This is a genomic window from Stenotrophomonas sp. LC732 (genome assembly GCF_052446685.1).
Lineage (GTDB): Bacteria > Pseudomonadota > Gammaproteobacteria > Xanthomonadales > Xanthomonadaceae > Stenotrophomonas > Stenotrophomonas muris.
Genome location: NZ_CP199214.1, coordinates 3,814,183 through 3,826,485 on the forward strand (window position 1 = coordinate 3,814,183; position 12,303 = coordinate 3,826,485).

Genomic DNA, 12,303 nt, shown 5'->3' on the forward strand with positions numbered 1-12,303 from the left:
GCGGCCGGCACTACCGCGACATCAGCCCAGCGCTTCGGACACCGCGCGGAACACCTGCTGCATCTGCAGCGGCTTGCGCAGCACGTGCACCTGCACGCCAGCGGGAAATGCATCGGCCGCCACCTCCACCGCTGCGTCTTCCAGCACCAGCGCCGGGCCGCGATAGCCCAGCGTGGCCATCTCGCCCAGCAGCTGGCTGGCCGGCAACAACTTCGAGCCGGCGTCGGCAATCACCAGCGCCGGCATTGCCTCCTGCTGCATCCAGCGCAGCGCCGCCGGGCCATCGGAGGCCAGCTGCAGCTGATATCCCTGGCTTGACAGCGCATTGCCGAGCAACGACAGGCGCGTGGCCTCGCCATCGACCACCAGGATCGACTGGCCACTGCCCAGGGCCACCAGCTGCTCGATCGGCTCACTGCCGTCGCTGGCTTCGTGCATCGGCAAGTGCAGTTCGAAGCAGGTGCCCTGCCCCGGCTGGCTGCTGACATGGATGCTGCCGCCGGCACCTTCGACGATGCGCTTGCAGGAAATCAGGCCCAGGCCGGTGCCGTCGGCCTTGGTGGTGAAGAACGGATTGAACAGGTGCGACAGCGTGTCTGCATCCATGCCGATGCCTTCATCGGCCACGCAGATCCGCATCCAGTCCACGCCATCGCGCTGGCCGGCATGGCTGGCGGTCAGGCTCAGGCGACCGCCGTTGGGCATCGCCTGGATCGCGTTGAGCGCCAGGTTCAACATCACCTGCTGCAGCTCGGTGTAGTTGGCATCGACCACCAGGCCTTCGTCCTGCACCTGCAGTTCCAGGCGCACGGCATCGGGCACGTTGCTGCGCAACAGCAGTGCAACCGCATCGAACAGGCCATCGATCTCGATGCGCTCGCTCGGCTTGCGCGAACCGCGCACAAACGACAGCATCGATTCGGCCATCTCATGGCCACGGCGACCGCACTCGGCGATGACATCGGCCAGGTGGTGCAGCTGCGGATCCTCGGTGCGCGCCTTCAGCAGGTCCGGCATGATCAGCAATGGCTGCAGGATGTTGCGCAGGTCATGGCTGAGGCCGGCAGCAAGCAGCGACAGGCTTTCCAGGCGCTGCGCGCGCATCAGCTCGGTTTCCACCCGTGCACGCTCCACCGCGCTGCGTGCATCGCGGATCGCACGCGCCACCGCCGACGGCAGGCGCGCCGGCAGGTGCTTGATGATGTAGTCATTGGCGCCCTTCTGCAGCGCCGCCACCGCGTTCTCCTCACCCATCGTGCCGGAGACGAAGATGAAGGGCACGTCCGGCGAGGTCTCGCGCACGATGCGCAGCGCGTCATCACCGGAGAACCCCGGCATGCTCAGGTCGGACAGCACGATGTCCGGCTGGAACGCAGCCAGTGCCTGGCGCAGTTCCGCCTCGCTCTCGACACGCTCGAAGCGGGCGTCCAGGCCCGCGTCGAGCATCTGTTCGGACATCAGCTCGGCATCCTCTGGTGAGTCTTCCACCAGCAGGATGCGCAGCGCCCCCAGGGCGGGACCGGTCAGGGGCATGGGCTCACTCGAGTTCCGGTGCCTGGTTGATCAACGCCCAGAACTTGCCCAGGGTCTGCACCGCGCCGAAGAACTGGTCCACGTCCACCGGCTTGACCACGTAGGCGTTCACGCCCATGTCCCAGCTGCGGGCCAGATCGCTTTCCTCGCGCGAGGACGACAGGATCACCACCGGCAGGCGCTTGAGTTCTTCATGCTCGCGGATCTGCCGAAGCACTTCCAGGCCATCCATGCGCGGCATCTTGATGTCCAGCAGCAGCACCGCCGGCAGGCCTTCCTCGCGATTGGCGAAGGCGCCGCGGCGCAGCAGGTAGTCCATCACTTCCACGCCGTCTTCGACGTGCACGATGGGATTGGCCAGACGCGCCTCTTCCAGGGCATCGATCGCCATTTCGGCATCCGCCGGGCTGTCTTCGGCGAGAAGAATGGTGCGCAGAGTGGTCATGCAGAAGGCCCTTGTTTGTCCGCGTCGATCGCGGGAGGCAGGTAGAAGTGGAAGGTGGCGCCGACGTCCGGTTCGGCCTCGGCCCAGATACGGCCGCCATGGCGGGTCAGCACGCGGCGCACGCTGGCCAGGCCGATGCCGGTACCCGGGTAGTCGCTGGCCTTGTGCAGGCGCTGGAATACACCAAACAGCTTGCCGGCGTAGGCCATGTCAAAGCCTGCACCATTGTCGCTGACCGTGAACTGATGGCCGCCATCGGGCTGCGGCTGGTAGTCCACGCGGATCTTCGCCGGCTCGCGGTTGCCCGAGTACTTCACCGCGTTACCGAGCAGGTTCAGCCAGACCTGGCGGATCATGTTCTCGTCGCCCACCACGATCGGCAGCGGCGCGATGCTCCACTCCACGTGGTGCGCATGGCCGCTGTTCTCGGCCTCGGCCTGCAGGTTGGCATCGAGCATGGCGCGGGTATCGGCCACCAGCGACTGCATGTCCACCGCCTGCTGGCGCATCGCCGCGCGGCCCAGCCGCGAATAGACCAGCAGGTCGTCGATCAGCGCCGCCATGCGCCGGGCCGAACTGGAGATCACCTCCAGGTAATGCCTGCTCTTGTCATCGGCGGCGTCGCCGAGGTGGCGCGACAGCTTGTCGGAGAATCCGGCCACGTGGCGAAGCGGCGCACGCAGGTCATGCGAAACCGAGTAGCTGAAGGCTTCCAGCTCGCGGTTGACCTCGGACACCTGCGCGACCTTGCCCTCCAGCTGGCGGTTCAGCTCTTCCACGCGCAGCTGCACTGCGCGCTGCATGGTGACGTCGCTGATGGTCAGCAGCACCACTTCGTCATCGGTGTCGGGCAGCGGCATGCGCCGTGCGTTGAGCAGCATGTAGCGCACCATGCCATCGGCGGTACGCTGCTCATGCTCGAAGTCCCAGAGTTCGCGGCCACGCGACAGCACATCGGCCAGGCGCTGGCGCACCACCGGATCCCGCCAGGCGCCGTCGCCGATGTTTTCCAGCAGCAGGCCATCGGCGCGCTCGTCCTGCAGGTCATACAGTTCGGCGAACGCCGGGTTGTGCAGCTGCACGCGCAGGTCGCGGTCGAGCAGCACGATCGGTTCGCGCACGGTCTGCAGCACCGACGCCGCGCGTGCGGCCGAGCGCAGCGATTGCCGTTCCGCATGCAGGCGGCGGCCGATCTGCCGCTGCAGCAGCCACAGCACCAGGCCGAGCAGGGCCAGCTGGATCGCCAGCGAACTCCACGACACCAGTTCGGTCTGCTTGCGCTGGCGCGCGGCCTGCTGGGCGCGCAGTGCCAGCAGATTCTGCTCGCTGGCCTGCAGCTCCTCCACCAGGCCACGGATCGGATAACGCGTGCTCAGGTCCTGCACCAGCTCACGCTGGTCGGAGTTCGGTTCGGACCGGGCCAGCTCGCGGGCAAGCGCCATGCGGCCTTCGAGCATCGATTCGATCCGACCAATGCGGATCAGCTGATCGGGATTGTCACGGGTCATCCGGCCCAGTTCGGCCAGGCGCCCGGGGATCTCGTTGGCCTTGGCCATCCGCTCGCGCAGGCCGGGCGCATCCACGCCCTTGGACAGGGTCAGGGCGGCGGATTCGACGTCGCGCACATCGGCCTGCAACTGTTGCAGCGCCACACCAACGGACTGGGTGTGGTTGACCCAGGCCATCGCCTCTTCGCTGTCCTGCTGCAGTTTGCGCAGGGTCAACCACGGCACCACGATGATCGCGGCAGCCGCCAGCGCCAGGGCCGGCAACCGCCAGCGGTCCCAGATGTCGTCACTGAAAACCAGCGCCATAGTTCCTCGTCAGCACGGCCGCGGAGCGGGACCCGGGACGAGCCCGGCTGCGGCGGAACCGGCAATATAGCGCAGGCAATCACAACTCTGGAGTCCAAAGCGCGGCAGGCTGAACGGGCCCCCGCAGCCGGCCCCATACGCGAGTGGGCGCCCCCTTCGGGGCGCCCACCCTGTTCAACGGTCGGTGGATGCTCAGCGCTTGGCAGCGGCGCTGACCTTAAGCGCGGCGGCATCGACGCGGGTCACGCCCTTGATGCCCTTGGCGGTGTTGACCGCCTTGTCCTTCTCCGCCTGCGTAGCGACGGCACCGCTCAGGCTGACCACGCCGTTCACGGTTTCCACCTTGATCTCGGTGCCCGGAACGTTGCTGCTGGCCAGCAGATCGGCCTTCACCTTGGTGGTGATCCAGGTATCGGTCACCGGCTCATTGGAGTCGTGACGATCAGCATGGGTCGTCGGATGGGTGCTGGTCGGCGGGCTCTTCGCGGCCGGGTCCTTGGCGAATGCGGCCGAGGAGGACAGCGCCAGGCCCAGGGTCAGGGCGGAAGCAATCAGCGTGCGGGTGGTATTGCTCATCGTGTCGTACTCCTTCGGAATGTGCTGCCAGTCTGGACAACCCACCGTAGAGCAGGCGTGGCGTTGCGGTCATGCCGCCGTGAATCGAAACGTTTCCAATGGCAACCGTTCAGTTTTGGACTGCCAGTCCCCGTCGTTTACCCTGCCCTTCCCACTGCCGGAGCCCTGCCATGCGCCCCGACCTGCAACTGGCCCTAATCGGCTACGGCCTCGCCGGCCGCGTCTTCCATGCACCGCTGATCCAGCACACCCCCGGGCTGGCGCTGCACAGCATCGTCAGTTCACAACGCGACACCCTGCTGCGTGCGTTCAGCGATGTGCACGTGCGTGCCACGCCGCAGCAGGTATTCGATGATCCGGCCGTGGATGCCGTAGTGATCGCCACGCCGAACGAACAGCACGCGCCACTGGCCATCGCGGCGCTGGCGGCAGGCAAGCATGTGCTGGTCGACAAGCCGTTCGCGCTGGATGTGGCCGAAGCGGAAACGGTGCTGGCTGCGGCACGCGATGCCGGGCGCATCGCCACCGTGTTCCAGAACCGGCGTTTCGATGCCGACTTCCTCACCCTGCAGTCGCTGCTGGCCGAAGGCAGCTTGGGCGACGTGGCCGAGTGCCACGCGCACTTCGACCGTTACCGTCCGCAGGTGCGCGACCGCTGGCGCGAACAGGACGGGCCCGGCAGTGGCCTGTGGTACGACCTCGGTCCGCACCTGCTGGACCAGATGCTGGTGCTGTTCGGCTGGCCCGAGGCAATCGATGCCGACCTGGCCGTGCAGCGCGAAGGTGGCGGCGGCATCGATTACTTCCACGCGATACTGCACTACCCACGGCATCGGGCGATCGTCCACGCCGGTTCCCTGGTGGCAGCGCAGACGCCGCACTTCAGTGTGCATGGCAGCGCCGCCAGCTGGATCAAGCACGGCCTGGACGTGCAGGAGGCGCAGCTGCGCCGCGGCGTCGCGCCGGGCGCACCAGGCTGGGGCATCGATCCGCGGCATGGCGAGCTGGTGCGCTGCGATACCGAAGACAACGTGCAACGCAGCACCGTCGACAACCTGCCCGGCGACTATCGCCGGTTGTATGCGCAGTTCGCGGCGGCGATGCACGGCGAGGGCGAAGCCACGGTCAGCCCGGTGCAGGCGCTGCAGCTGATGCGGTTGCTGCAGGCCGGCATGGACAGCGCGCGCGAAGGGCGGCGGATCGCGTTGGGGTGATCGGCAGGGCTGCGCCCTGCACCCGCACAAGCGGTAGTGCCGGCCGCTGGCCGGCAACCTCAACAGCAACGGCAAAAAACGGCAATCCGTGAGATGGCAGGATGGGTCCGGTTGCGGGAGCCGGACCCACCCCGCCTTCGACAGAGTCCCGCGCCCGACGGTAGGTGTCGACCTTGGTCGACACATCGACGTGGAAGCCATCGGAGACGGCTTTTGCAGAGTCGAGCCATGCTCGACTGCCTGCATGGGGTCAGAGCCCTTTCCTGCGGAAAGGGATCCGACCCCGGCTTCGTGCTTACGATTTCTTGATCGCGTGGCCGCCGAATTCATTGCGCATCGCCGACAGCAGGCGGTCGGTGAACGAATTCGATTCGCGCGAGCGCAGGCGTTCCAGCAGCGACAGCGTAATCACCGGCGCCGGCACATCCAGCGCGATGGCTTCGGCCACGGTCCAGCGGCCTTCGCCGGAATCCTCCACGTACGGGGCAATGCCATCCAGCGAAGGATTGCGCTTGAGGGCTTCGGTGCTCAGGTCCAGCAGCCACGAACGCACCACGCTGCCGTGGCGCCACACCTCGGCCACCTGGGCCAGGTCCAGTTCCATCTCCTGCTTGCGCTCCATCAGCGCGAAGCCTTCGGCATAGGCCTGCATCATTCCGTACTCGATGCCGTTGTGGACCATCTTGGTGAAGTGGCCGGCACCGGACGGGCCGACGCGCCCCCAGCCACGATCTTCGGCCGGGGCCAGCGTGCGCAGCAACGGTGCGATCTGCTCCACCACCGACGCTTCGCCACCGACCATCAGGCTGTAGCCTTCCTGCAGGCCCCACACGCCACCGCTGGTGCCGCAGTCGACGTAGCCCAGATCATCCTCGGCCAGCGCCTTGGCGCGGCGGATCGAGTCCTGGTAGTTGGAGTTGCCGCCGTCGATGACGATGTCACCCTCGGCCAGGTGCGGGGTCAGCTGGCCCAGCGTCTGGTCGACGGTTTCGCCGGCCGGTACCATCAGCCACACCACGCGCGGCACCGGCAGCGCGGCCACGGCGGCGGCCAGCGAATCAACCACCTCCAGGCCGGCCTCGGCGGCGCGCTGGCGGGCGCCTTCGCCCGGGTCGTAGCCGACCACGCGGTGGCCGCCGCGATGCAGGCGCTGGGCCATGTTGGCGCCCATGCGGCCGAGGCCGATCATTGCAATATCCATTGTTTCACCTTCAGTTGGGGTCTAGGGTCAGGCTGCCTGGCCTGCCGGTAGCCGCGCAGTGGCGCAGCTGCGCCTCGCGCCAACGCCGGTAGAGCGTGGTATGCAGATTGTGCACCGCCAGGTCGATTGAAAACGGGGTTCGCGGGTTGCGATCGAGCAGGCGGGCGACGTGGTAGCCGATGGGACGTATACCGCGTGGATGCACATAGATCACGAACTGCTGGTAGAACGGATCGTCCAGCAGCTGGTCCATGCGCGCGAGCGTGTCGTGGTAGCGCGGCGCCAGCCGTGCGCGCAACTGCGGATCGCGCTCGAACAGCAGGCGCTCGAAGTAGCGCTGGCCGATGCGCGGGATGTCCTGCGCCAGTTTCCAGAGTTCGGCATTGCGCTGGTCGTACCAGGCCAGGCCGCCGTGCTGCGCCAGCGCCTGCGCAGCGCCCTCACCCACAGTGACGACCACGAAGTTCTCGGCCTGGTTGCTCAGGTCATCCAGCGTACCGTTGTCGTACACATGTTCGATGAAGCCGGGCACACCCACGAACGCCTGCCGCCCCATCGCCGAGGTGCGCACCGCCTTGCCATCGGCGAAGAACTCGCCCGCGTGCGCGCCAAGCAGGATGCTGTCGGTGGCGCGCAGCGCGAGGAAGGTGCCGATCGACAGTTCATCCGCTGCGAACTCCGTATCGAACGCATCGCCATACAGCTCGCGCTGGGTGGCCAGCTGCGCGACCTGGCGGCCGACACCGCACTCGGCGCGCACGGCACCGCTGTAGAACGCCTGCAGCGCATGGCTGTTGCCCGCACTGGGCACGAAGCCACGGCCGAAACTGCGCGTACGCTGCCAGCCCTGTGCCGGCGCGCCGCGCAGACCAAAGCCGATCCAGCCCAGTTGCGGGCCGGAGAAGCGGAACGTGGCATTGCCCTGCAATGCCGAGGTCGCGCGCCGCGTGGCCGCCCCCAGCTCGAAGGCATAGGCGCAGACCGTGGCAGGGTCTTCCAGCAGCTGCTGCAGCAGTGCCTGTCGTTCGCCTGCAGGCAGATCCGCCGACCAGCGTACGCGCAGGTCACCCGCTGCCTGTGCCGCGGCGAGCGAGGAACGCGTACACACCGGGCCCTTGTGTACCTGCGGTGCACGCAGCTCGGCATCCTCGAAGCGCCACCCCAACCGCTGCAGCAGGCCCTGCGTACAGTCCGGGGATGGCGCTGCGACGACCCACGCGGGCGCCAGCAGCAGGGCTGCAATCAGCCACCTGCCGCGCACGCTCAGCCCTGGTCCGTGACCGCCGGTGCGGGTGCGGGCTCCGGTGCCGCTGCCGGCGATGGCGACGGCTTGCCCGCCGCGGCCGGCAGGTACTGCTGCAGGCGCTGGAAGAAGCGACGATAGAACTCGGCATCGGTGACCGTGCTGCTGGCCACCTTCACCAGCGAGTCGTCGTTGCTGCCGAAGGGCAGCGATACCGAACCCAGCGCTCCCACACCGACACTGGCCGAGGTCGGGCTCTTCTTCAGCGCGTAGCGATCCTGCACTGCGCTGACGAACACCAGCGTCTGGCCGCCACGCGGGGCGCAGGAGATGCGCAGCACCAGCTGCTCATGGTCATCCTCGCGCGGCTGGAAGTTCTTGTTGCCTTCCACCTGTGCATCGTCGGAACGGGCGATGGCATAGCCCTGGCTGAGCAGCGTGCGGCGCGCCGCTTCGCAGGCTTCGCCCGGGCGCCCATCGACCGTGCGCGAGAAGGTATCGCCGGAATCGAAGGACTCGCGCAACACGGTGCTGTCGGCGGCACGGCCACCGCAGGCCGAGAGGATCAGGGCGCTGGTGAGCGCCACGGCGGCGCTGGAAAGACGGGAGGCCCGCATGGGTACTCCTGCGAGAACGGAAGCACCAAGGGTAGTCCCACCCCCGTGTGCGGCAGGTCGACATACCTTCCCACGTTGCTCCCGGTTCATGCACGAAAAAGGGGACGGAGGGAATTAAGTCGTTTGTGCCACAAACGACTTAATTCCCTCCGTCCCCTTTTACGCCGAGGGGCCGGCAATGCCGGCCCCTGAGGTGTCACATGCCGTGGCCGGCTCAGTCCGCCCAGCGCCCCGCGCCGGTGGACTGCGGCAGCACCTGGGCCGACAGCGGGCGGTCATTGGCCAGCAGATTGACCGCGTCAGCGAGGATCGAGGCCGACTCGCGCAGCAGCGGGTCCGGACGCTTTTCAGCGGCCTTCTCACGGGCGGCATCCTTGACGATGTCGCGCTCGTTGCCGGTCAGGCCATCGTCGCTGCTGTCGTCGGCCAGCGGGTCCAGGGCCAGGCCCAGTTCCTTGCGCTGCACCTGGCGCTCCTTGCGCTGGGCGTCCTGGCGCTCGCGCTCGGCACGACGGGTCGCCTCGTTGAGCGAGATGTACTTCTTCGCGGCCTCGGTGCGGAACTGCTCCACGTCCTCGTTCCACCACTGGAATTCCTTGTCAGTGGCGATGCGCGCGTCGTGGCGGGTCTCCAGCTTCGGCAGCAGCGGCGCGAAGTTGCCGTACTGGGTGTGCGGCACGGCGGCGATGCGGGTCCACGGCAGGGCGTTGTCGTAGGTGCTTTCGCCGAATTCGGTGGCATCGACGCTGGCCGGGAAGGCCAGGTCCGGCACCACACCCTTGTGCTGGGTGCTGCTGCCGCTGATGCGGAAGAACTGGGCGATGGTCAGCTTGACCTGGCCGAAGCGCTGGGTCTCGCCGCTCGGCCAGCGATCGAGGTCGACGATGTTCTGCACGGTGCCCTTGCCGAAGCTGGTTTCACCGATCACCAGGCCACGGCCGTAGTCCTGGATGGCACCGGCGAAGATCTCCGAGGCCGAGGCCGAACCGCGGTTGATCAGCACCGCCAGCGGGCCATCCCACGCCACGCCCTGGTTGCGGTCGCTGTTGACGGTAACGCGGCCACCGGACTCGCGCACCTGCACCACCGGGCCCTGTTCAATGAACAGGCCGGTCAGTTCGATCGCTTCATCCAGCGAGCCCCCCCCGTTGTTGCGCAGGTCCAGCACCACGCCATCCAGCTTGTCGTTCTTGAAGCCGGCCAGCAGCTTGGCGACGTCGCGGGTGGCCGAGGCGTAGTCAGCGGCATTGCGGCGACGGCCTTCGAAGTCCTGGTAGAAGGTCGGCAGCTTGATCACGCCGATCCTGCGCGCCGGTTCGCCGTTGGCGGCCGGGATGCTCATGGTCTCGCCCTTGGCGGCCTGTTCGGCCAGGCGCACCTTCTGGCGGGTCAGGACCAGCGTGTGGTGCTTGCCGTCCACGCCCTCGGCGGCCGGGATGAATTCCAGCTTGACCTGGGTATCCTTGGCACCGCGGATCTTGGCCACGACGTCGTCGATGCGCCAGCCGATCACATCCTCGACCAGGCCGGACTTGCCCTGGCCAACGCCAACGATGCGGTCCCCCGGCTTCAGGGTGCCGTCCACTGCGGCCGGACCACCGGCGATGATCTCGCGGATCACCACCATGTCGTCCTGCCGCTGCAGCTGCGCACCGATGCCTTCCAGCGACAGCGACATCGCCTGGTTGAAGTTCTCGGCGGTGCGCGGGGTGAAGTAGTCGGTGTGCGGATCAACCGCGCTGGTGTAGGCGTTCATGAAGAACTGGAAGACGTCTTCGCCCTTCAGCTCGTTGACCGACTTCTCCAGCGTCGCGTAGCGCTTGTCCAGCGTCTTGCGGATGTCGTCCGGCTTCTTGCCGGCCAGCTTCAGGCGCAGCCAGTCGTTCTTCACCGACTTGCGCCACAGCTCATCCAGTTCGGCACTGCTGGCCGCCCACGGAACCTTCTTGCGGTCGTATTCGAAGCGCTCGTCGGTGGTGAAGTCCGGCTCCTGCTTGAGCAGCTTGCGCGCATAGGCCACGCGCTCGCCGACGCGCTGCTTGTAGACCGCGAACACCTGGAACGCCGGCTCCAGCTCGCCGCCACGGATGGCCGAAGAGATGTTGGCTTCGAACGGCGCGAAGCGCGCCACGTCGGCCTGGGTGAAGTACTGCTTGCCGCCGTCCAGGGTCTCCAGGTAGCGCTTGAACACGTCCTTGGAGGTGGCCTCGTCCAGCGCGCGCGGGCGGTAGGCGTAGCGGCTGTCGGACAACAGGCCGTACACCAGCTTGGAGGTGGTCACCTGATCGGCGGTGGCCGCCGCGGGCAATGCGGGCGAGTCGGCCTTGGCCGCCAGCGCCAGCGGCGCGACCAGCGCCAGGGCCATCAGGAATGCGGGGGCTTTGAATTTCATTGACGTGCTCGAAGGCGCCTTGCCAAGGGGGAGACTGCAGGGTGTTCAGACACCACGACAGTGCCGAAAGTTGCCGGGTTTGTCATCCGGCCGCGCTCGGTGGAAAACCAGCCTAGCCGGGCCGGTGTAGCAAATTGTGAATGCATGCAGAGCCGAGCCCATGCTCGGCTGGCCGGCAGCAAGCAGCCGAGCATGGGCTCGGCTCTGCGGCAGGCAGAGGTATGCGGACCAACGGTCCGCACCCGCCTCAGGAGATGCCGGCGCCCTTGGCCTGCACGTCAGCGTGGTACGACGAGCGCACCATCGGGCCGGACGCCACGTGGCTGAAGCCCAGCGCGTAGCCGTAGTCTTCCAGCGCCTTGTAGTCCTCGGGGGTCCAGTACTTCAGTACCGGGTGGTGATGCGCGGTCGGCTGCAGGTACTGGCCGATGGTGATCATGTCCACATCGTGCGCGCGCAGGTCGCGCATGGTGGCCTTGATCTGTTCGAAGTCTTCGCCCAGGCCCAGCATGATGCCGCTCTTGGTCGGCACGTCCGGGTGCTGTGCCTTGAAGTTCTTCAGCAGGTTCAGCGACCACTGGTAGTCCGCACCCGGGCGCACGTTGCGGTACAGGTCCGGCACGGTCTCGATGTTGTGGTTGAACACATCCGGCGGGTTCTGCGCCAGGATCTCCAGCGCGCGCTCCATGCGGCCCTTGCCACGGAAGTCCGGGGTCAGCACTTCGATGCGGGTACCCGGCGACTTTTCGCGGATGGCGGTGATGCAGTCGACGAAGTGCTGGGCACCGCCGTCACGCAGGTCATCGCGGTCGACGCTGGTCACCACCACGTACTTCAGGCCCATGTCGGCCACGGTCTGGCCGAGGCTGGCCGGTTCGTTGGCATCCGGCGGCTTCGGGCGGCCATGGGCCACGTCGCAGAACGAGCAGCGGCGGGTGCAGACCTCGCCGAGGATCATGAAGGTGGCGGTGCCATGGCCGAAGCATTCGTGGATGTTCGGGCAGCTGGCTTCCTCGCACACCGTCACCAGGCGGTTCTCGCGAAGCTTGGCCTTGAGGTTCTGCACGGCGTTGCCCGAGGGAATGCGCACGCGGATCCAGGACGGCTTGCGCAGCACCGGCGCGTCGGCGAACTGCACCGGCGAACGGTTGATCTTGTCACCGCCCAGCTGCTTGACCCCGGCCTGCAACGGCGCGGCGGACGGAGAGTCGCCCTGCACGATCTGCAGGGGAATGGAACGGGCGGTGGTTTCAGTCATGGCAGTTCCG

General features: G+C 67.2%; 10 protein-coding genes. 1 reads left to right on the plus strand and 9 read right to left on the minus strand.

Features of this window, described 5'->3' with window-relative positions; all coding sequences use genetic code 11:
• Nucleotides 1–21: 21 nt before the first annotated feature.
• The 4 genes from ACT6SE_RS18015 to ACT6SE_RS18030 form a co-directional block, all read right to left on the minus strand.
• Entirely contained in the window at nucleotides 22–1,533 is a 1,512-nt protein-coding gene (locus ACT6SE_RS18015) for an ATP-binding response regulator (protein ID WP_046432552.1), read from the minus strand.
• A 4-nt stretch (nucleotides 1,534–1,537) separates the two neighbouring features.
• Entirely contained in the window at nucleotides 1,538–1,978 is a 441-nt protein-coding gene (locus tag ACT6SE_RS18020) for a response regulator (RefSeq protein WP_005411057.1), read from the minus strand.
• Nucleotides 1,975–3,792 (minus strand): sensor histidine kinase, encoded by a 1,818-nt coding sequence (locus ACT6SE_RS18025; RefSeq protein ID WP_046432554.1) that lies wholly within the window; start codon nucleotides 3,790–3,792, stop codon nucleotides 1,975–1,977. The genes ACT6SE_RS18020 and ACT6SE_RS18025 overlap by 4 nt, the downstream gene beginning before the upstream one ends.
• 192 nt (nucleotides 3,793–3,984) lie before the next feature.
• Nucleotides 3,985–4,368 carry a BON domain-containing protein gene (locus tag ACT6SE_RS18030; protein ID WP_014648433.1) on the minus strand — a complete coding sequence of 128 codons (384 nt, stop codon included), beginning with the start codon at nucleotides 4,366–4,368 and terminating at the stop codon, nucleotides 3,985–3,987.
• 170 nt (nucleotides 4,369–4,538) lie between these two features.
• Between ACT6SE_RS18030 and ACT6SE_RS18035 the strand changes: the two genes are divergently transcribed.
• Nucleotides 4,539–5,582 (plus strand): oxidoreductase, encoded by a 1,044-nt coding sequence (locus ACT6SE_RS18035; RefSeq protein WP_046432557.1) that lies wholly within the window; start codon nucleotides 4,539–4,541, stop codon nucleotides 5,580–5,582.
• Nucleotides 5,583–5,877: 295 nt separating this feature from the next.
• Here the strand turns inward: ACT6SE_RS18035 and gnd are convergent, their stop codons facing one another.
• From gnd to lipA, 5 genes are all read right to left on the minus strand, one after another.
• Nucleotides 5,878–6,783, minus strand: coding sequence for a phosphogluconate dehydrogenase (NAD(+)-dependent, decarboxylating) (gene gnd, locus ACT6SE_RS18040; RefSeq protein ID WP_014648435.1), 906 nt, complete (start codon nucleotides 6,781–6,783; stop codon nucleotides 5,878–5,880).
• 10 nt (nucleotides 6,784–6,793) lie between these two features.
• Nucleotides 6,794–8,044 (minus strand): hypothetical protein, encoded by a 1,251-nt coding sequence (locus tag ACT6SE_RS18045; protein ID WP_080342776.1) that lies wholly within the window; start codon nucleotides 8,042–8,044, stop codon nucleotides 6,794–6,796.
• Between the two features lie 2 nt (nucleotides 8,045–8,046).
• On the minus strand, nucleotides 8,047–8,643 hold the full coding sequence (locus ACT6SE_RS18050) for a DUF2242 domain-containing protein (RefSeq protein ID WP_032960208.1): 597 nt from the start codon (nucleotides 8,641–8,643) through the stop codon (nucleotides 8,047–8,049).
• Nucleotides 8,644–8,857: 214 nt separating this feature from the next.
• Nucleotides 8,858–11,035, minus strand: coding sequence for a carboxy terminal-processing peptidase (locus ACT6SE_RS18055; RefSeq protein ID WP_014648438.1), 2,178 nt, complete (start codon nucleotides 11,033–11,035; stop codon nucleotides 8,858–8,860).
• 247 nt (nucleotides 11,036–11,282) lie between these two features.
• A complete protein-coding gene (lipA, locus tag ACT6SE_RS18060; protein ID WP_032960206.1) occupies nucleotides 11,283–12,293 on the minus strand; it encodes a lipoyl synthase in 1,011 nt (336 codons plus the stop codon).
• Nucleotides 12,294–12,303 lie beyond the last annotated feature (10 nt).